This is a genomic window from Dyadobacter sp. 3J3, assembly GCF_009801115.1.
In the GTDB taxonomy this organism is placed as follows: domain Bacteria; phylum Bacteroidota; class Bacteroidia; order Cytophagales; family Spirosomataceae; genus Dyadobacter.
Genome location: NZ_VTOL01000007.1, coordinates 185,676 through 204,636 on the forward strand (window position 1 = coordinate 185,676; position 18,961 = coordinate 204,636).

Consider the following 18,961-nt stretch of genomic DNA (forward strand, 5'->3'; position numbering starts at 1 on the left):
TTATGACTGCTTTTTTTGAGTTTTTCACCTACGTGCCGATCTGGGCATATATTTTCCTTATCCTGGTTATTTTCGCTCTTCGGGATGTTTTTCAAAAGAAACATACAATTCAGCATAATTTCCCGCTTCTGGGTCATTTCCGGTATATGATCGAGCAAATCGGACCGGAACTGCGTCAGTATATTGTTGCCAACAATAGGGAAGAATTGCCTTTTAACCGTCGCCAGCGTTCGTGGATTTATGCGTCTTCCAAAATGGAAAACAATTATCAGGGATTCGGCTCGGATCAGGATATGAATGAGGCTGGTTTCGTTTTTATCAAACCGGCCATGTTGCCTTATAAATTGCCGTTAACCCATCCACACCACGCGGCAAATGGTAAAGATCCAAATCATTATACCATTCCCTCGGCAAAAGTGATTGGTGCGTATCATAAACGCCGACGTCCTTACCGGCCACATTCTGTTGTGAATGTCAGTGCAATGAGCTACGGCTCGTTATCTGCAAGAGCAATTGAATCACTTAATAAGGGTTCGCTTAAATTCGGGAATTATCACAATACAGGTGAAGGCGGACTTTCTCCTTACCACCGTTTTGGCGCTGATGTTGTTTTCAACATGGGAACTTCTTATTTCGGCGTACGCGATCATGAGGGGAATTTCATGATGGAAAAACTGGTGAAAATGACCGAGACAAATCCATTTGTCAGACTGATTGAACTAAAACTTTCCCAGGGTGCAAAACCTGGAAAAGGTGGTGTTTTACCCGGAAGCAAAATAACGGCAGAAATTGCAGAAATCCGTCAGGTTCCTATTGGGAAAGATGTTGTTTCTCCGCCATACCACAGCACCTTTTCTGATGTGCGCGGGATGGTTGATTTTATCGAACAAATGGCCGCAGAAACGGGTTTACCTGTGGGAATAAAAGCAGCTATCGGAAAAATAGATATGTGGGAACAACTGGCTGACTTGATGGTGGAAACCGGAAAAGGCCCTGATTTTATCACGATTGATGGCGGTGAAGGCGGAACCGGCGCTGCACCTCCCTCTTTTGCTGATCATGTGGCTTTGCCATTTGTTTACGGATTCAGCACGATTTACAAAATTTTCCAGGCCCGAAATCTTACGGATAAAATTACTTTTATAGCTTCCGGAAAACTGGGACTTCCTGCACAGGCGATAATGGCTTTTTGCATGGGTGCCGATATCGTAAATGTTGCACGAGAAGCTATGATGTCGATTGGCTGTATTCAGGCGCAGGCTTGTCATACCAACCATTGTCCAACCGGCATAACAACCAATAATAAATGGCTGGAAGCCGGTCTTGATCCGACGCTTAAAAGCGAACGTTTTCATAATTATATGAAAACGCTGGCAAAGGAAATTATTGAAATTACGAATGCCGCAGGTTACGAACATCCTTGTCAGCTGGGAATGGATGATATTGATATTTCTATGGGAGACAATAACATTACCCGGTCACTGGCGCAAAATTATGGTTATTTAAAAACTCCTGTTCCCTACAAAAACATCCAGGAACTTCTCGATTGTTCAAATTTGGGAGGAAAAAATGCACCGGTAGAAAGTATTGCTTAAATTGGGCAACACTTCCGGATATTCAGGCGTATGATTTGATAAAAAGGAGTGATTATCCACAAATGCTATGAAAAAAAGACTTTTACTTGTTGCTTCGTTAGTATTACTTTTTTTATCGGATTTCTGCCTGGCCCAAACCAATCCCAGATATTTAATTCTGTTTAAGGATAAAGCTGGTTCCCCTTTTTCTGTTAGCCGGCCAACCGAGTTTTTGTCAGCCAAAGCTATTTCCCGCAGAACAAATCAAAATATTACCATTACCGAGCACGATTTCCCTGTCAATCCTGCTTACGTTTCAGCCATAAAACAAACCGGCGCCTCGGTAATTTATTCTTCCCGCTGGTTTAACGCGTCTCTTGTTGAAGCTTCGGCAACGCAGCTTGCAGCCATAAAAAGTCTGGCTTTTTACAAAGGAATTGAACAAAACCACGCGCTGGCTAATCTGACAACGCCGTCTCCGGGTTTGTCCAGAACTGCTAAAATTTCCAGTACTTCTGCGATTGCAGAAGATCTCAACTACGGCCTTATGCAGCAACAGCTTGCACTAATTGGCGTCGACAAATTACACCAAGAGGGTTTTCATGGAGAAAACATGCTGATCGGGGTTTTGGATGCAGGTTTCAGCCGAGCCAATGAACTGACTTATATGAAACCTGTTTTTGATGAAAAACGAATCATTGATACACATGACTTTATAACCAGAGAAAGCAACGTTTACGATGATGATTCCCATGGTATAAATGCATTGTCAACCATTGCGGCTTACCAGCCTGGCAGCATGATTGGTGCGGCATTTAAAGCTTCTTTTGCTTTATACCGTACCGAAAATGTGTTCATGGAATCTCCTTACGAAGAAGTTGCCTGGCTTTTGGGTGCGGAACGTGCAGACAGTGTGGGCGTGGATATAATCAGTTCGTCTTTGGGATATAATACTTTTGACGATGAATTTGATTCGCCGGAATACAATTACACGTATCAAAGTATGGATGGAAAAACAACCATTATATCCCGTGCAGCCAGGTATGCAACGAGAAAAGGGATTATGGTTGTAAATTCAGCAGGGAATGAAGGAAATAAGGCCTGGCATTACATCTCAGCTCCGGCAGACGTTGATTCAGTAGTGAGTGTAGGCGCAACTACTTTGGACAGAAGTTATGCTGCTTTCAGTTCTGTGGGGCCTAATGCTATTGGACAATTAAAACCAGATATTTCAGCAGTTGGATCCGGAGCCGTAGTGGGAAATAGTACCGGAACTGGTTCTGCAACAACAAGCAGCGGAACTTCTTTTTCAGCTCCTCAAATAGCAGGATTGGCTACGATACTTTGGCAGGCTTTTCCAAAACTGACAGCACAGCAAATTATTACTGCACTTAAAAAATCCGGACATCAGGCTGCTAATCCTGACAATTTATTAGGTTTTGGTGTACCAAATGGCGCTTTGGCAGAAACCATTATTAAAAACGATTTCATTCTTCTGGGCACCGAGCCAGATGTTTTAAATGATATCATTCTTTCTCCAAACCCTGTTCAACAGGATTTAACGTTAACTTTCCCCGTCTCCCTCATTGGAAAAAAATCAACATTAAGTTTGATTTCACAAGGTGGAAAAACGATTTGGCAAAGCCAGCAAGTTTTGAATTCAACAGTCCCACTTTCGACGAATGCACTAAGCTCCGGTTTGTATCTGATCAAAGTAGACGTGTTGAACCGAACCCGTACTTTGAAATTTGTAAAACATTAGTAACGGGTAACGATCTTCTTTACTGAAAAACGCCAGATCATGAAAATATTCTTACTTTCGGTCCTACTCTTTGTCGCGGTAAAAGCTCAGGCACAAATACAAAAATCTGAACTTTTCCTGCCGGAAATTTATTTAGATTCTGTTCAATATGGAGCTTTCCCAAATTTTGACATTAGCCAAATTGCCGATATGTCTATTTCAAAAGCGGATAGCAAGGCACCGAACGGTAGAATCTTTATTAAATCCAAGAATCCAAAAAACCTTCATCTTTTATCTGTTTCCGATATTAGCACCAGATATAAAAAGAACCCTCTTGCGCCAACGATTTACATGCTGGATAACGAAATTTTGAAAGAAGTTTCAACTTTCAGAATTGATTCTGCATTTATCCTGAAAGTTGAAATATTAAAAGGATCAGAAACCGATTACCTAAACGCGCAATTTCCTGATTTAACAATTTTGAAAATAGTCACCCGGACGCCAAAAAATGTAGCAAAAGAAAATCAAATCAGAATTCGCGGAATCGAAACGAGACATGTGGAACAACCTGGTGTTATAAGACTTCGGGGTGTTTCTACGGCTTCAATGTGAAGATTTACATTTAAATCATCGCTGTTTTTCTTGCCATCCGCATCAGCGATTCCGAATCATTTAATAGATGTATATCTTCAACTGGTACCCAACGAACCTCTTTTGATTCTATATTAATCACCAGTTCATCCTCCGCATTTGCTTCGAAAACAAAGCGGATATCATAATGGTAATGCGCCGGATCCTTACTATTGGCTGGAATCAAATGTACGTCTACGTCAAATATCCCTTCTTTTGCCAGTTTTAAATTGGAAGCTCCGGTTTCTTCCTCCACTTCTTTTTCTGCAACGTGAAGTACGTCCGGATCTCCATCAGCATGCCCGCCAGGCTGAAACCAACGATCCAGTTTCCGGTGATGCATTAGTAAAACTTTATCCCTGTCAGGCGAAACAACCCAGCCAGAAGCTGTTATGTGACCGATTTGTAATGTCCGTTCAAAACACTCAGAATTATCCTTTACAAATTGTATTGTCTCGAGGTACATTTCAGTTTCAAGGCCCTCTGTTGGAATGTACGAATCAAGTAAAGAAAGTAAGCTGCTTCGTTTCATTTAATAGGCTATGTAATAATTTCATTCTAATTTCACCACAAGTTTAACAGATCAAATAACAAACATCATTACCAAATGAAAAAGTATTTATTATCCCTCACTTTTGCTATCGCCGTTGCGTCAGCCTCACTTGCACAGCGCACGCCACAGGCAAGTCCGGGCGCAACAATAATTCAGTCCGTAGGAATTACTGATTTCACCGTAAAATATTCCCGCCCGGGTATCAAAGGCCGCGCCGTTTTCGCGGACAAATCTCCAATTGCTCCAATCGGACAATTATGGAGAACGGGAGCCAATCAGCCAACGATTTTTGAATCGTCCACGGATTTTACTTTTGGTGATAAAAAGGTACCAGCCGGAAAATATTCACTTTTCTCTATTCCTGAAAAAGCTAAATGGACGGTTATTCTGAACAAAAACCTGACTGCAAGTACCGATGTTTATAAAGAAACAGAAGATATTGCCCGAATCGAGGTAACACCCGTTTCCGGTGAATCAAGTGAATCTTTTCAAATCAGTTTTTCCGATATTACGGATTCTACTAGTTTAATGAATATAGCTTGGGGAACTGTCAAAGTACCTGTAAAACTTTCTATGGCCACTCAGGAGTTGACCATTACCTCTCTTGATAAAGCCGTTCAGGACAAACCGGAAGATGTTGCAACTTTACAAAGCGCAGCAGGCTATTTTCTTTCCAAAAATATTGATCTGAGAAAAGCATTGTCATTGGCTGATAAAGCCATTGGTTTGAAAGAAGGTTGGTCAAATCTTTGGATTAAAGCGCAAATTCTTGACAAAATGGGCAAAACCGCAGAAGCGCTTCCAATCGCTCAAAAAGCATTAACCGTTGGTGCAGCAGCTCCTGATGGCGCTTATGATTTTTATAAAACACAAATTGCAAAAGGTATTGCAGATATGCAGGCAAAAGTTCCTGTGAAGGAAGTTGTTGGAAAAGGAAAGAAGAAAAAGAAGTAAATATTGAAGAGATACAAAACGACCGGCTCAATATCTGAACCGGTCGTTTTTTATTTTCAAACCAATATTAATCCTATCTAAAAAACCTCGGAACACTCCATTCATAACGAACAGCAAGTATACGAATTGAAATAATAACGAGTGAGGCTGCGATAAAAGCAACATTTCTTTCCGCTCCTATTTTATCCAAAATTAAATACGAAACGGCACCTGCCAGACAAGCTGTTGCGTACACTTCTTTCCTGTAAATAATTGGAATTTCGTTATTCATCATATCACGAACAACACCGCCCATGATCGCGGTAAAAACGCCCATAATCGCCGCAATTTCTGGCCTTACACCTAAGTGAAGCGCTTTTTCTGTCCCAACAATCGTAAAAAGTGCAATTCCAAAAGTATCGAACAAAAACAATGTTCTTCTCAAGCCAATCAGGTATTTGTAGAAAATGAAGGTTGTTAGAATTCCGGCTATGATAGCATAGAGAATCGTAATATCGCTTATCCACACCAATGGATAACTGTCTAAAAGTACATCGCGCATTGTTCCACCTCCAATTGAACAAAGAAAAGCAGTAAAACTTGCCCCGAACCAGTCCTGATGTTTCTGGTCCTTTACGGAGAGAGCACCGGAAATTGCAAAAGCAAAAGTCCCGATAATCTCTAAAATATATTGAATACTCATTTTCGAATTACTAATGTGGAACGCAACGTCCGACATAGCTTATTAAGCAAAAAAAATTGGATAAAAGACTAAATAATAGTTGGTTAACAACATTAGTCTTTTATCCGTTATATATTATTGAGAAGAAAAATTAAACCGCAACCGGCGCTTTAATTCCCGGCCATGGATTGTAATTTTCCAAAGAGAAATCTTCAAATTCAAAGTCAAAAACACTTTTAACTTCCGGATTTAATACCATTTGCGGTAAAGGACGAAACGCTCTGCTAAGCTGCAACTCAACCTGATCCAGATGATTGCTGTAAATATGCGTATCACCGCCCGTCCAGACAAAATCGCCAAGATCAAGATCACATTCCTGAGCGATCATCATTGTCAACAAAGCGTAACTGGCAATATTAAACGGAACGCCTAAAAAAACATCCGCGCTTCTTTGATACAACTGGCAGGACAATTTTCCTCTCGTTTCACCTTTGTCAGTATCTGGCGGCGCAACATAAAACTGAAATAAAGCATGACAAGGTTGCAACTTCATTTGGGAAAGTTCCGAAGGATTCCACGCAGAAACCAGAATCCTTCTTGAATCCGGACTGTTTTTCAACAAATTAAGAATTTCCTGCAACTGATCGAATGATTTGCCATTTGCTCCTTCCCAGCTCCTCCATTGTTTCCCATACACAGGACCCAAATCGCCGCGCTCATCTGCCCATTCGTCCCAGATCGACACACCATTATCTTTTAGATATTTGATATTGGTATCACCCTTCAAAAACCAGAGGAGCTCATAAATTATTGATTTGGTATGCACCTTTTTGGTTGTCACAAGTGGAAAACCTTCTTTTAAATTAAAGCGCATCTGATATCCAAAAACACTGATTGTTCCGGTTCCGGTACGATCCGTTTTTTGAACTCCATTGTCCAGAATATGACGAAGTAAATCGTGGTATTGCTGCATTATTATATATTTTGCGGGAGATTGAATTCCCTTATTATTAGCTTTTTAATTCTGCTGCTTCAATTTCAACACTATGCGTAATGGTTGCAAGCGCTTCAAGCTGAGCAGTAGCAGAGCAGTATTTTTCCATCGACAGCGCAATGGCGCGATCAATTTTTTTCTCGTCCAGATCATTTCCGACAAATTTATAAGTCAAATGGATATTTCGGAACGGACTACGTTTCGTACCTTCTTCCTCAACTCGATCACCGTCAGCAGTTACCCGGAAATCAGTAATGTCCTGTTTTTGTTTTTTCAAAATCAGTACTACATCAATGGCACTGCAACTCGCTAATCCCATTAATAACAATTCCATTGGTCTGACACCGGCGCCAACACCACCGATTTCAGGAGATCCGTCGGTATGTACTTTTACCTCTGATGATCCTGTTCCTTCAAAATGAAATGCGTCATTTACACGCACTAGTTCTACTTTCATAATATTTCCTGATTTTTCCGGCCTGCCTGATTATAACAATCTGACGGATCTTACCTCATTAAAATGCAAATATACTTCATCCCGGTGGAATCGGCTATTTACGTGAAAAATTTAAAATGAGCTTTTATCCTAGTATATTCGGTCAAATAATGTTTCTTACTTGTCCTTAGTAATAGAACATATTTCAATATACTTTTCGTTTACTAATATTGATTTCGCTGGAAATTTATAATCAAGGATATTTCTATTGACATATAAGTTTCTGATTTACAAATATTTAATAAGGATTCATTTTTAAGTATAGGGAGAAAAATTCATCAGAAAACTAAATTACTTCAACGATGTGGAAGGAAGAAGATGACAAACTAAAACGGACATTTGTTTTCAAAGACTTCAAAAGTGCATTTGCCTTTATGATAAAAGTAGCCGCTGTTGCTGATGAAATGGATCATCATCCATGGTGGTCCAACGCCTACAACAAAGTAAATATAGAATTGACCACGCATGACGTCGCAAATAAAGTGACCGAAAAAGACAAAAACCTGGCCAATAAAATTGACATGATTTTTCAATCGTAGGGGCAATCCCTTGTGGTTGCCCGGAAATCACGACCAAATCCTTATGGTTGCCCGGAAATTACGACCAAAACCGAACCAGAATAAAACCCAAACAAAAATAAATAGCCCGGAGAAAGTTGGTTAAGGAAAAGGGTAACCACTGGGGTTAACCCAACAGTTCCCGGATAAATAGCCCGGAGAAAGTTGGTTAAGGAAAAGGGTAACCACGAGGGTTACCCCAACAGTTCCCGGATTAATAGCCCGGAGAAAGTTGGTTAAGGAAAAGGGTAACCACGAGGGTTACCCCAACAGTTCCCGGATAAATAGTCCGGAGAAAGTTGGTTAAGGAAAAGGGTAACCACGAGGGTTACCCCAACAGTTCCCGGATAAATAGCCCGGAGAAAGTTGGTTAAGGAAAAGGGTAACCACGAGGGTTACCCCAACGGTTCCCGAATAATAACAGAATTAAATTTACAAAATGAAGCTTTACGTAGTACCAACGCCCATCGGCAACCTAGAAGACATTACCCTGCGTGCCATCAACGTATTAAAAAGTGTGGACGTAGTTTTAGCAGAAGATACCCGAACATCCGGTCAGTTACTAAAACATCTGGGCATAAGTAAACCTATGCACAGCTACCACATTCACAACGAGCATCAAAGCATAACCCGAATCATAGAGCGGATTTTAAAAGGTGAAACCATGGCCTTGGTCTCAGACGCCGGAACCCCCGCCGTATCAGATCCTGGATTTCTTCTGGTAAGAGAATGTATCAAATACGGTATCACAATCGAATGTCTACCAGGCCCGACGGCCTTCGTACCGGCCCTGGTAAATTCCGGATTACCTAGCGACAGATTTACTTTCGAAGGATTTTTACCACATAAAAAAGGCAGACAAACCAGAATGCAAAATCTGGTTAACGAGGACAGAACCATGATTTTCTACGAATCACCTCACAGACTCATCAAAGCATTACAGCAATTTGCAGAATATTTCGGGGCAGACAGACAAGCCTGTGTTTCCCGGGAACTGACTAAAATTTACGAAGAAAACGTTAGAGGTACCATACAAGAAATCATCACCTATTTTTCAGAAAAAACGATCAAAGGCGAAATCGTAATTATTGTTGCGGGAAAAGCTGACGAAAAGAAAAAATCCTCCGATTACAGCGACCAGAATTAATATGATAAACTATTTGAAACTCAACAACAAAAACCTGATCCGAAGAAAAGTAACCAATACCTTCTTTGCATTATTTTTCCTGATCACCTTTTTTAGTAAATCTGCCATCGCCCAGTTTGGAACATTAAGTCCTGAGGCTAAAGTAAGTCTGGTAACCGTCGGGCCCGGACAAGAGTTATATTCTGGTTTTGGGCATAGTGTTTTATGGATTTACGACCCGATCACAGGATTAGACAATGCTTATAGTTACGGCTCATTCAGCTTTCAAACCGGCAATTTTTATGTTAAATTTTTACGGGGAACGCTACCATACACAATTTCCGTAGCACCACTAAGACTCGAAGCTCCGTATTGGCAGGCTGAAAACCGGTTCATTAAGGAGCAGGTTTTGAATCTTTCTCCAACGCAAAAGCAAAAACTTTATAATTATCTCGAAACAAATCATTTACCACAAAACCGGGAATATCAGTACAAATTCTTCTATGACAATTGTTCAACCCGTCTTTCAGATGCATTGAAAGCGGCGGCTGGTGATAGTTTGACATTTCCTGGTTACACAAAAGATACTTTAAGTTTTCGCCAGTGGATTGATAAATACGCATACAAACAAAAACCATGGTCGGATTTCGGGATGGATTTAGCTATTGGAGCGCCGTCTGATGAAATTGCGACACCGGCCCAGGCAACGTTTTTACCAGATAATCTTAGCAGTGCTTTTGCTGATGCCAAAATTAAACTTAATGGCCAAACCCTGCCATTAGTTGCCACTACAAGAGATCTTTTTGTGGCAACTCCGGTTGAAAAAGGATTCGAAATTACTCCCATGATATTCTTTTGGGGACTTGCCGCACTTGTGTTGGCATACACTTTTTATCAATCAAAAAAAGAAACAGTCAATTTCACATTCGATAAAATTCTTTTTACTATTGTCGGGTTAGTTGGCTGGTTAATTCTGCTTTTATGGTTTGGAACCAATCATGGTGTAACCACCTGGAATTATGATATTCTTTGGGCGTTTCCTTTTTGGCTACCTTTAATTTGGTATATTTCAAAAGATAAAAAGCCAGCTTGGTTTCAGTTTGTGCTGATTTTCTACGCCATACTTTTAATGGCTTCGACTGCAAATCTGGTAAAACATAATTTTGTAGTAATTCCTATTCTGGTAATTTTGATCACAAGGGTTTATTACATTAATAATTCACTTTCTAAAATCCCGCAAAAAGGATAGTTACGCATGGATCTGGAATTGCTGACAAGACAAACCATAGAAATTGTTAAACAGGCTTCTGCCTTTATTCAGCAGGAAGCAAAATCTTTTTCAAGAGACAAAATAGAGTATAAAGAGCTTAATAATGTTGTTTCTTATGTTGATAAAGAGGCAGAAAAAATGTTGGTTGCCGGTTTAAGTAAAATTCTTCCGGAAGCAAGTTACATCACAGAAGAAGGTACAACAGGACAAGAACCTGATCCCGAAGCACTAAACTGGATTATAGATCCATTGGATGGTACGACAAATTTTATTCACGGTATTCCTGTATACTGTGTAAGTGTTGGGTTGGCGAGAGGAAAAGAACTGCTTGTCGGCGTCATTCATGAACCTAGCCTGGACGAAGTTTTCTTTGGCTGGAAAGGTGGCGGAGCCTGGTGTAATGAAAAGAGAATGTCCGTTTCTAATGTACAGACTTTGCAGGAAAGTTTGATTGCAACGGGTTTTCCTTATTATAAATTTGAAAAACAAAAGCGTTACATGTACATTCTGGAACTGCTTATGCAAAAAACGCATGGCATAAGAAGAATGGGCGCGGCGGCAGTCGATCTCGCGTACGTTGCTGCCGGACGTTTTGATGGATTTTATGAGTACAATCTCAATTCCTGGGATATGGCGGCCGGTGTACTTCTGATCAAAGAAGCTGGCGGAACGGTGACTGATTTTAACGGAGGTGACAATTATCTTTTTGGGGGTGATATTATTGCTGGTTCTGGCGGGCACGCGGAACTGGTAGCTGCTATTAAGGATAATTTCAATTAAATGACTTTAACAAATAAACCTGTATTAATAAACTTGAATTTCACGATGGAACTGGAACAGCTTCGTTATCCTATTGGAAAATTTGTTGCACAGGACAATTACACACCTGCCGAAATAAAAACAAATATTCAGATTATCAGCGCTTTGCCTAGTAAATTCATCAATTTATTGGGTGGTTGGGATAACGAAAAATTAAATACACCATATCGACCTGACGGCTGGACGGTCAGACAACTGGTGCATCATGTAGCGGATAGTCATATGAACGCTTACATTCGTTTTCGCCTTGCTTTGACAGAGGATAATCCCACCATAAAACCTTACGAAGAGCAACTTTGGGCGGAATTACCGGATGCAAAAGAAGCCCAGGTGGAATTGTCATTACAACTAATCAGATACATTCACTTGCGTTGGGTTTTGCTGTTGAATTCTCTTGGGGAAACTGAGTTGGCAAGAACCTACGTACATCCTGCAAATAACAGCACAAACCGTTTGGATATGGTTATAGCAACTTATGCTTGGCATAGTGAACATCATTATCAGCAAGCATTTCAGTTGGCAGCGCGGAACAATTGGGCCTAAATATCTGTTTTTAAAACATGATACAGCAAATAATAATATTCGCTCTATTTATAGGCGCTGCGGGTTATATTGGCTGGAAGATTTACAAATCTTTTGACAGCAGCGGCGGATGCGGAAAAGGCTGCGGTTGCAGTTCTGATAAAAAATTAGCTTAAAAAGCAATGGCAGATTCATTGAAAGTTTTCAATAAATCTGCCATTTACACTTATTATAAGGCTCCTGCCTTAATGTCTTCAACAACAGCCGGATCAAGCAAAGTGGAAATATCTCCCAGACTATCCATTTCTCCCTCAGCAACCTTACGCAGGATACGACGCATAATTTTCCCCGAACGGGTTTTTGGCAAACCTGAAACAAACTGAATTTTGTCCGGTTTTGCAATCGGGCCGATTAACCTGGAAACTGTTGCAGCGATATCCTTGCGCATCATTTCAGGATCATCCGGTTTATTTTCAGTGATGATATAGGCGTAAATACCTTGTCCTTTGATTTCATGCGGATAACCGACAACAGCAGATTCGACCACACCGAGGTGCATATTGATCGCATTTTCAACCTCAGCAGTACCAATCCTGTGCCCGGAAACATTCATTACATCATCCACGCGACCAGTAATTCTGTAATTTCCCTGTTCATCACGAAGACATCCGTCACCCGTGAAATACATGCCCGGATAGGTTGAGAAATAGGTTTGTTTGCAGCGCTCATGATCTCCATACGTTGTACGAATAATGCCCGGCCATGGAAATTTGATACAAAGATTTCCACCTACACCATTACCTTCAATAATTTCACCTTTTTCATCTACCAAAACAGGCTGAATTCCGGGCAAAGGCAACGTTGCATACGTCGGTTTCTCGGGTGTAATTCCGGCAAGCGAAGAAATCATGATACCACCCGTCTCCGTCTGCCACCAGGTATCTACGAGCGGACAATTTCCTTTACCAATATTTTGTTTAAACCATTGCCAAGCTTCTTCATTAATAGGCTCTCCTACCGAACCCAGTTTTGTAAGTGATGACAAGTCATTATCTTTTACAAAAGACAATCCAAAACTCATCAGAGAACGAATTGCCGTTGGTGCGGTATACAGAATATTTACCTTATGTTTTGCCACAATCTGCCAGAAGCGCCCAGCATCCGGATATGTTGGCACTCCTTCAAAAATCAGGGAAGTGGCGCCATAACAAAGCGGTCCATAAACAATATAACTATGACCAGTAATCCAACCAATATCAGCCGTACAGAAATGAATTTCGCCTGGTTCGTATTGGAAGACATTGGCAAAAGTATAGGTCGCGAAAACCATATAACCAGCCACGGTATGCACAACACCTTTTGGTTTCCCCGTTGAGCCGGATGTGTATAAGATAAAGAGTGTATCCTCGGCATCCATCGGTTCGGCCGGACAAACAGAATCCACGGATTTTTCTTCTTCCTCCCACCACAGATCTCTTCCTTTCAACATGGAAACCGGTGTTCGGGTGCGTGTCATTACGATTACATTTCTAACCGTTTTACACAAATCCAGCGCATTATCAACCGTTTCTTTCATCGGAATTACTTTTTGCCCACGGAACGAGCCGTCGGAAGTAATCACCATGGTACATTCCGCATCATTTATTCTATCAGCAATAGATTTGGCTGAAAAACCACCAAAAACCACTGAATGGACAGCGCCTATTCTGGCACATGCGAGTACAGCAATCGTAAGTTCAGGAACCATAGGAAGGTAGATACAAACTCTATCACCCTTTTTAACACCATGTTTTTTCAAAACATTGGCAAATCGACAAACGCGATCATATAAAACACGATAGGTTATCGTCACTGACTGGTCATCCGGATCATTTGGTTCCCAGATAATCGCAGGCTGATCACCTTTATCGGCAAGATGCCTGTCAAGTGCATTTTCGGTGATGTTTAGAACTCCGCCTTCGTACCACTTTATAGTCGCTTCTGCGAAATCTCCGCTTAAAACTTTTTTCCATGGCTTGCGCCATTGAAACTGTTGGCCAACTTCGGCCCAATAACCTTCGGGATCGTCCACACTTTGCTGGTAGGCAACCTGATACTCTTCAAAGGTCTTAATTCTCATGATTTAAAAAGGTTAACTTAGGAAATTACTATAATAACCGACAATTTATAATTTTCATTTGGTTCGTCCAACTTAAACTAAAACAGATTACCGAACCTTAATGGAAGTAATTTTGATAGTACTTGGTTATATCACTCTGATTCAAAGGAATCTAGCCCCGGATGTTGCTAACAGGAATTTTTATAAATAAAAAAACAGTAATTTCGGGCTTAAAAACAGGAATAAAAACCTGTTCAAACAGGAGATAATGAGCGAAGATTTGATAAATAAAAATTCACCGGAAACTGGTTTTACAGAAGCAGAACTTACTTTTATACAAAAACACAGCGGTGATGATGTAACCAAACTGATATTAAAATCCGCTCAGTTCAAAGATCTTGATGTTAAAAAACTAGCTGCCCAGATTCTTTCAAGACAAAAAGCTTCAAAAAAATTACCCGAGTGGGCATCGATGTCAAAATTGATTTTTCCACCCTCACTTTCCATTGAACAAAGTTCATCCGAAGCAACTGCCAAATACAAATCTTCGTTAATTAATGGAAACACGCTGATTGATATCACGGGAGGTATGGGTGTGGATTCGTTTTATCTCAGCAAAAATTTTAAAAAAACGCATTACTTTGAACAACAGGAAGAAGTAGCCAAAACGGCTGAATACAATTTTGGTTTGCTTTCTGCGAATAATATTGAAGTACACAATGCAGATTCGATTGAAGGCATAGTTCAAAAAAATATACAGGCTGACTGGATTTATGCGGATCCGGCACGCAGAGATGCCAACAAACAGAAAGTTGTGTTGCTATCAGATTGTGCGCCCGATGTAAAATTTCACCTTCCTGAGCTTTTCAAACACGCTCAGAATGTCCTCTTAAAAACTTCTCCTTTACTGGATATTGACCTTGCGGCTCATGAGTTAAAATCGGTCAGAGAAGTTCATGTGATCGGTTATGAACAGGAATGCAAGGAACTGCTTTTTGATATTAATGAAACATACAGTGCTGATTTTTTGATTAAGGCCCGGGTAATTAATCCTGCCGGTGAAGTAATTCACAAACTGGATTTCACTCGCAATCAGGAACGGGATGCCGTTATTGAATTCAGTGAGCCACTTTCTTATCTTTATGAACCTCACCCGGCACTACTGAAAGCGGGCGCTTTTAAATATTTAGGTACTGCTTTTGAAGTTAAAAAACTGGCAGCACACAGTCACTTGTATACTTCTCAAAATCTGGTTCAAGATTTCCCCGGACGCACTTTGGAAATTACTGGTATTTGCAAACCGGATGCCAAAGAAATACGACAATTTGTAAAAGATAATAAGGCAAATCTGACGGTTAGAAATTTTCCTGCAAAAATTGATGACCTGAGAAAAAAATGGAGTCTTAAAGAAGGTGGTGATATCTACCTTTTTGCTACGACACTTTTCAACCAGAAAAAGGTGGTGGTTGTAACAAAAAAATTATAACTGTCTAATCAATTTTCAAGAAAATGAAACTTCAGATTCGTTCAATCGTTCTTGCTGCTGCTCTTTTTATTACAGCTAATTTACATGCCCAAACCATTTCTCCTGGAAAAGCCACTATTGACAAACAGGAGTTTTTAGGTTTAAACCTGAACCAGAATATCTCGGAAAAATATCTGAGCAAATACTGGGAAACATACCTTGATAAATTCGGGAAAGTCAAAAGCAAACGCAGTGTTTACACAATAGAAAAAGCTGCTATAACTACCATTTCAACCAGTCCGGTTTTAGTTACCAGCCAAATTACATCGGGAAAAGATCTTTCACAGGTTTTTCTGGCACTAAATGTTAATGGGCAGTATATTACAGCGTCAACAGACGAGGGTTACAAAAGTGCCGAAGCTCTTTTAAAAGACTTTGCTGATTATGCCTTGGTTCGTGAAGATGCTCGTGTAGCGGATGAAGTTTTCACTACGTCGACAAAAAATTATCAAAAATTGCAGAAGGATAATGATAATACTGCCAAAGACATTGAAAAAACAGAAAAGAAACTGACCGAATTAAAAGCAGAACTGGAAAAGAAAAAACTGGAAGCTGATAATTCACTGGTCGATTTGCAGAACAAACAGAAAACACTGGAAGCGGCGAAAAGCAAGGTTAAATAATTTAATATTAATGAAAAATGAGCCCGGATTGACCGGACTCATTTTTCATTCAAATCAGATCAAATGCCCTGGCATACTGAGCAAAATCGTAGTAAGAACTAATCGATAATTTCTTTTTGATATTTTTGCGATGCGCATCTACCGTTGCTGATGCAATTCCCAATTCTTCTCCGATTTCTGGCGAACTTTTGCCAAAAGAAACCCATTTTAAAATTTCCTTTTCCCGTTTTCCCAGCTTTGAAAATTTCTTATAATTCTCACGTAGAAAAGTATTTTCTTCAAGTAAACGTTCCGCTTTTGCCGGCATATGTTTCATCTCATCGAGCGCAATGGCCGTGGTAATACATAGAAAAGCCTTTCCCTCTTCATCCTGCATAAAAAGTTTGGTTGCACTTATATACCATGCCCAGTTCTCGCTTCCTGCCAGTTTCACCTGCTGTAAATAAGATACACTACTCTTCATGTCATTATTTAACAAAAGCACTTTAAACTTTGGCCAATAATCATCTGAATCTTCAATATTGAAAAACCGGTGTTGATATTCAGCTCTCATTTGTTTTAATTCTTCCATGCTAACCCCTAACAAGGAAAGTCCTTTTGGTGACATATACACCACTGAAAAATCTTCAACTCTATGGATGATGACAATCGCCGGAAGTTGATCAGCAATCAGTTCAATTACCTTAACCTTTTCAGAAATGAGACTTTCAGTGTGTTTGTTATTTAACATTTGTCAGGATGAGTAGTTTGTGCAGATTAATGTTTCAAAATTATGCCAAAATGAAAAAGTGATTACTAAGATGATAAAAAAAATGAGAGAGCACTCACAATTGCCCTCTCATTACTATTTGTTATTAAAAACTTTTCTTACAAAAATACTTTTTCATATTCCGATTCAGAAAAACCGATTGTGATCGCTTTTCCTGCGGCATCTTCGATTAATGGTCTTTTTATAACAGAATTTTTTGAAATCATAAGCTCAGTCGCCGAATTTTCATCTTTCACATCTGCTTTTTCTTCATTAGACAATTGTTTCCAGGTTGTTCCAGCTTTATTGACCAGCTTCTCCCAGGGAAAATATTGAAACCAGCCTGATATCTTTTCTGCTGTTATGCCTTTCTTTTTGTAATCGTGAAAAGTATATGCTATGCCTTTCTCATCAAGCCAGGTTCTGGCCTTTTTTACTGTGTTGCAATTTGGAATTCCGTATACTGTAAACATTTGTAAACTTTTGGCAGTTAGCGATTAGCTTCTGCAATAGATATTATTTAAGCGGAAACAACTTCCTGTTCAAGAACCTGATCGGATAAGCGCATTTTTTCATCATCCAGTTCGCCTTCCCATCTTGCGATTACCGCCGTAGCAAGGCAATTCCCTGTCACATTGACAGAAGTACGGGCCATGTCCATAAGCTCATCAATTCCCATCAAAAGTAATACAGGCCATTCAGGCATATTAAAATTCGCAATCGCACCCAGTAAAATAACCAGTGTAGCTCTTGGAATACCTGCCACTCCTTTGCTTGTCAACATCAATAAAAAAACCATGGAAAGCTGTTGTCCGATCGACATTTCCGTTCCGGTAGCCTGCGCCACAAAAACAGTAGCAAGTGCCAGATATAATGTAGAACCATCCAGATTAAAACTATAACCTGTTGGCATAACAAAGGAAACAATCTGGCGCGGAACACCAAATTTTTCCATTTTCTCCATCGCCTTAGGCAAAGCTGATTCTGAACTTGTAGTAGCAAATGCAATCGAAACCGGCTCGAAAATATTTTTTACAAATTTAATGATTGGAATACGTGCGATGAGCATGATCGGAACAAATACCAGCAAAATGAATGCAGCTAATGCACAATACAAGGTTGCCAGCATCAGCGCCAGGTTTTTCAAAACGTCAATCCCCATATGTCCAACTGTTTCGGCAATAGCAGCACCCACACCGATTGGAGCAAAAAGCATAATAATTTTAGTGAATTTAAACATCACCTCAGCCAAAGTCTCAATCCCGGCCACAAATTTTGCTTTTTTAGCAGCTGGTATCAATGCCAGACTAATACCAAAAAGAACGCTGAATACTACGATTTGAAGGACTTCTCCGTGATAAATTGATTTGGCAATATTTTCAGGAAAAGAATGAACTATGATTTCCTGCCATGTTTGCTCAACAACCTTTGGCAAAGTAGCATTAAAGTTTGCAGGAATAGCAATTCCATCGCCCGGGCGAATCCAGTTTGCAAAGAACAAACCTATGACTAACGCAAAAGTGGTTACCACTTCAAAATAAAGCAGCGATTTCCATCCCATTCGCCCAACCTGTTTCAAATCCGAATGTCCGGCAATACCCGTAACCAAAGTTGCAAAAAGCAAGGGAGCGATTACTGTTTTGATCATTTGCAGGAAAATCTGCCTTAAAAAGTGAAGTCCAGTTCCAATCTCCGGGAAATCATATCCGATCTCGGTGCCAACCAGCATGGAAATCAAAATAGACGTTGTAAGGTTTTTCTTTATGATCGCGAAAATGATCAATCCTGTCAGTGCAGCCCAGCGCAAACCGACTAAAACATCCGTCGAGATCGTAATGATATTGTATGCGTTCAGTACTGTGGCAAGCGCAGCGATTGTAATAAGGGCCAGATTAACAATAGTAATTTTTTTCTTCATAAAAGAATTTTGGAGATGAGGTACTGGTTTGGATTGGTAAACTTAGCTAAATTCGGGTAAAGCCGTGCATTATTTTGCTATCCTTATTTATGAAACAGCAAAATAAATTCTATACATTGGACGATTTTATTGAATTTTAGTACTATTTTTCC

20 protein-coding genes are annotated in these 18,961 nt (G+C 40.1%); 12 read left to right on the plus strand and 8 right to left on the minus strand.

All coding sequences use genetic code 11. The features are described from left to right. Positions 1 to 2: 2 nt before the first annotated feature. From FZF08_RS16630 to FZF08_RS16640, 3 genes are all read left to right on the plus strand, one after another. Complete coding sequence (locus tag FZF08_RS16630; protein WP_159470750.1) at positions 3 to 1,595, plus strand: FMN-binding glutamate synthase family protein; 1,593 nt, start codon at positions 3 to 5, stop codon at positions 1,593 to 1,595. Positions 1,596 to 1,662: 67 nt separating this feature from the next. Continuing rightward, on the plus strand, positions 1,663 to 3,336 hold the full coding sequence (locus FZF08_RS16635) for a S8 family peptidase (RefSeq protein ID WP_159470752.1): 1,674 nt from the start codon (positions 1,663 to 1,665) through the stop codon (positions 3,334 to 3,336). 39 nt (positions 3,337 to 3,375) lie between these two features. Beyond that, entirely contained in the window at positions 3,376 to 3,927 is a 552-nt protein-coding gene (locus FZF08_RS16640; RefSeq protein ID WP_159470754.1) for a hypothetical protein, read from the plus strand. 10 nt (positions 3,928 to 3,937) lie between these two features. Here FZF08_RS16640 and FZF08_RS16645 read toward each other — a convergent pair whose 3' ends face one another. Next, positions 3,938 to 4,477 carry an NUDIX hydrolase gene (locus tag FZF08_RS16645; RefSeq protein ID WP_159470756.1) on the minus strand — a complete coding sequence of 180 codons (540 nt, stop codon included), beginning with the start codon at positions 4,475 to 4,477 and terminating at the stop codon, positions 3,938 to 3,940. Positions 4,478 to 4,552: 75 nt separating this feature from the next. On the opposite strand from FZF08_RS16645, the gene FZF08_RS16650 reads away from it, so the two are divergent. After that, entirely contained in the window at positions 4,553 to 5,452 is a 900-nt protein-coding gene (locus FZF08_RS16650; protein WP_159470757.1) for a DUF2911 domain-containing protein, read from the plus strand. 73 nt (positions 5,453 to 5,525) lie between these two features. Here FZF08_RS16650 and FZF08_RS16655 read toward each other — a convergent pair whose 3' ends face one another. The 3 genes from FZF08_RS16655 to FZF08_RS16665 form a co-directional block, all read right to left on the minus strand. Then, complete coding sequence (locus tag FZF08_RS16655; protein WP_159470759.1) at positions 5,526 to 6,134, minus strand: trimeric intracellular cation channel family protein; 609 nt, start codon at positions 6,132 to 6,134, stop codon at positions 5,526 to 5,528. 130 nt (positions 6,135 to 6,264) lie between these two features. Then, entirely contained in the window at positions 6,265 to 7,086 is an 822-nt protein-coding gene (locus tag FZF08_RS16660; protein WP_159470761.1) for a thymidylate synthase, read from the minus strand. A gap of 37 nt (positions 7,087 to 7,123) precedes the next feature. Continuing rightward, on the minus strand, positions 7,124 to 7,564 hold the full coding sequence (locus tag FZF08_RS16665; protein ID WP_159470763.1) for an OsmC family protein: 441 nt from the start codon (positions 7,562 to 7,564) through the stop codon (positions 7,124 to 7,126). A 341-nt stretch (positions 7,565 to 7,905) separates the two neighbouring features. Between FZF08_RS16665 and FZF08_RS16670 the strand changes: the two genes are divergently transcribed. The 6 genes from FZF08_RS16670 (at position 7,906) to FZF08_RS16695 (ending at position 12,073) form a co-directional block, all read left to right on the plus strand. After that, positions 7,906 to 8,142, plus strand: a complete 237-nt coding sequence (locus tag FZF08_RS16670; protein ID WP_159470766.1) for a 4a-hydroxytetrahydrobiopterin dehydratase — start codon at positions 7,906 to 7,908, stop codon at positions 8,140 to 8,142. A gap of 457 nt (positions 8,143 to 8,599) precedes the next feature. Then, positions 8,600 to 9,307: a 16S rRNA (cytidine(1402)-2'-O)-methyltransferase gene (gene rsmI / locus FZF08_RS16675; RefSeq protein WP_159470769.1), complete on the plus strand. Its 708-nt coding sequence runs from the start codon at positions 8,600 to 8,602 to the stop codon at positions 9,305 to 9,307. 1 nt (position 9,308) lies between these two features. After that, on the plus strand, positions 9,309 to 10,535 hold the full coding sequence (locus FZF08_RS16680) for a DUF4105 domain-containing protein (protein WP_229216572.1): 1,227 nt from the start codon (positions 9,309 to 9,311) through the stop codon (positions 10,533 to 10,535). A gap of 6 nt (positions 10,536 to 10,541) precedes the next feature. Beyond that, positions 10,542 to 11,336 carry an inositol monophosphatase family protein gene (locus FZF08_RS16685; RefSeq protein ID WP_159470771.1) on the plus strand — a complete coding sequence of 265 codons (795 nt, stop codon included), beginning with the start codon at positions 10,542 to 10,544 and terminating at the stop codon, positions 11,334 to 11,336. Further along, positions 11,337 to 11,918: a YfiT family bacillithiol transferase gene (locus FZF08_RS16690; RefSeq protein ID WP_229216573.1), complete on the plus strand. Its 582-nt coding sequence runs from the start codon at positions 11,337 to 11,339 to the stop codon at positions 11,916 to 11,918. 17 nt (positions 11,919 to 11,935) lie between these two features. Further along, complete coding sequence (locus tag FZF08_RS16695; RefSeq protein WP_159470773.1) at positions 11,936 to 12,073, plus strand: FeoB-associated Cys-rich membrane protein; 138 nt, start codon at positions 11,936 to 11,938, stop codon at positions 12,071 to 12,073. 53 nt (positions 12,074 to 12,126) lie between these two features. Here the strand turns inward: FZF08_RS16695 and acs are convergent, their stop codons facing one another. Continuing rightward, entirely contained in the window at positions 12,127 to 14,016 is a 1,890-nt protein-coding gene (gene acs / locus FZF08_RS16700; RefSeq protein ID WP_159470775.1) for an acetate--CoA ligase, read from the minus strand. Between the two features lie 247 nt (positions 14,017 to 14,263). Here acs and FZF08_RS16705 point away from each other — a divergent pair, with 247 nt between their 5' ends. Together FZF08_RS16705 and FZF08_RS16710 are read left to right on the plus strand one after the other, a co-directional pair. Further along, entirely contained in the window at positions 14,264 to 15,481 is a 1,218-nt protein-coding gene (locus tag FZF08_RS16705; protein WP_159470777.1) for a class I SAM-dependent methyltransferase, read from the plus strand. Positions 15,482 to 15,504: 23 nt separating this feature from the next. Next, positions 15,505 to 16,143 (plus strand): hypothetical protein, encoded by a 639-nt coding sequence (locus FZF08_RS16710; protein ID WP_159470779.1) that lies wholly within the window; start codon positions 15,505 to 15,507, stop codon positions 16,141 to 16,143. A 49-nt stretch (positions 16,144 to 16,192) separates the two neighbouring features. Here FZF08_RS16710 and FZF08_RS16715 read toward each other — a convergent pair whose 3' ends face one another. From FZF08_RS16715 to FZF08_RS16725, 3 genes are all read right to left on the minus strand, one after another. Then, positions 16,193 to 16,873, minus strand: a complete 681-nt coding sequence (locus FZF08_RS16715) for a helix-turn-helix transcriptional regulator (protein ID WP_159470782.1) — start codon at positions 16,871 to 16,873, stop codon at positions 16,193 to 16,195. A gap of 137 nt (positions 16,874 to 17,010) precedes the next feature. After that, positions 17,011 to 17,364 carry an ArsC family reductase gene (locus tag FZF08_RS16720; RefSeq protein WP_159470784.1) on the minus strand — a complete coding sequence of 118 codons (354 nt, stop codon included), beginning with the start codon at positions 17,362 to 17,364 and terminating at the stop codon, positions 17,011 to 17,013. Positions 17,365 to 17,411: 47 nt separating this feature from the next. Continuing rightward, the gene (locus FZF08_RS16725; protein WP_159470786.1) at positions 17,412 to 18,809 is read right to left on the minus strand and encodes a dicarboxylate/amino acid:cation symporter; all 1,398 of its coding nucleotides are present in this window, start codon (positions 18,807 to 18,809) and stop codon (positions 17,412 to 17,414) included. Positions 18,810 to 18,961: the final 152 nt, after the last annotated feature.

Excerpts from the sequence above, each read along its gene's own strand:
- FZF08_RS16660 (WP_159470761.1), bottom strand. The coding sequence starts at position 7,086 with ATGCAGCAATACCACGATTTACTTCGTCATATTCTGGACAATGGAGTT.
- FZF08_RS16710 (WP_159470779.1), top strand. The coding sequence starts at position 15,505 with ATGAAACTTCAGATTCGTTCAATCGTTCTTGCTGCTGCTCTTTTTATT.
- FZF08_RS16640 (WP_159470754.1), top strand. The coding sequence starts at position 3,376 with ATGAAAATATTCTTACTTTCGGTCCTACTCTTTGTCGCGGTAAAAGCT.
- FZF08_RS16655 (WP_159470759.1), bottom strand. The coding sequence starts at position 6,134 with ATGAGTATTCAATATATTTTAGAGATTATCGGGACTTTTGCTTTTGCA.
- FZF08_RS16685 (WP_159470771.1), top strand. The coding sequence starts at position 10,542 with ATGGATCTGGAATTGCTGACAAGACAAACCATAGAAATTGTTAAACAG.
- FZF08_RS16645 (WP_159470756.1), bottom strand. The coding sequence starts at position 4,477 with ATGAAACGAAGCAGCTTACTTTCTTTACTTGATTCGTACATTCCAACA.
- FZF08_RS16670 (WP_159470766.1), top strand. The coding sequence starts at position 7,906 with ATGTGGAAGGAAGAAGATGACAAACTAAAACGGACATTTGTTTTCAAA.
- FZF08_RS16715 (WP_159470782.1), bottom strand. The coding sequence starts at position 16,873 with ATGTTAAATAACAAACACACTGAAAGTCTCATTTCTGAAAAGGTTAAG.
- rsmI (WP_159470769.1), top strand. The coding sequence starts at position 8,600 with ATGAAGCTTTACGTAGTACCAACGCCCATCGGCAACCTAGAAGACATT.
- FZF08_RS16690 (WP_229216573.1), top strand. The coding sequence starts at position 11,337 with ATGACTTTAACAAATAAACCTGTATTAATAAACTTGAATTTCACGATG.
- FZF08_RS16680 (WP_229216572.1), top strand. The coding sequence starts at position 9,309 with ATGATAAACTATTTGAAACTCAACAACAAAAACCTGATCCGAAGAAAA.
- FZF08_RS16635 (WP_159470752.1), top strand. The coding sequence starts at position 1,663 with ATGAAAAAAAGACTTTTACTTGTTGCTTCGTTAGTATTACTTTTTTTA.
- FZF08_RS16650 (WP_159470757.1), top strand. The coding sequence starts at position 4,553 with ATGAAAAAGTATTTATTATCCCTCACTTTTGCTATCGCCGTTGCGTCA.
- FZF08_RS16720 (WP_159470784.1), bottom strand. The coding sequence starts at position 17,364 with ATGTTTACAGTATACGGAATTCCAAATTGCAACACAGTAAAAAAGGCC.
- FZF08_RS16630 (WP_159470750.1), top strand. The coding sequence starts at position 3 with ATGACTGCTTTTTTTGAGTTTTTCACCTACGTGCCGATCTGGGCATAT.
- acs (WP_159470775.1), bottom strand. The coding sequence starts at position 14,016 with ATGAGAATTAAGACCTTTGAAGAGTATCAGGTTGCCTACCAGCAAAGT.
- FZF08_RS16705 (WP_159470777.1), top strand. The coding sequence starts at position 14,264 with ATGAGCGAAGATTTGATAAATAAAAATTCACCGGAAACTGGTTTTACA.
- FZF08_RS16665 (WP_159470763.1), bottom strand. The coding sequence starts at position 7,564 with ATGAAAGTAGAACTAGTGCGTGTAAATGACGCATTTCATTTTGAAGGA.
- FZF08_RS16695 (WP_159470773.1), top strand. The coding sequence starts at position 11,936 with ATGATACAGCAAATAATAATATTCGCTCTATTTATAGGCGCTGCGGGT.
- FZF08_RS16725 (WP_159470786.1), bottom strand. The coding sequence starts at position 18,809 with ATGAAGAAAAAAATTACTATTGTTAATCTGGCCCTTATTACAATCGCT.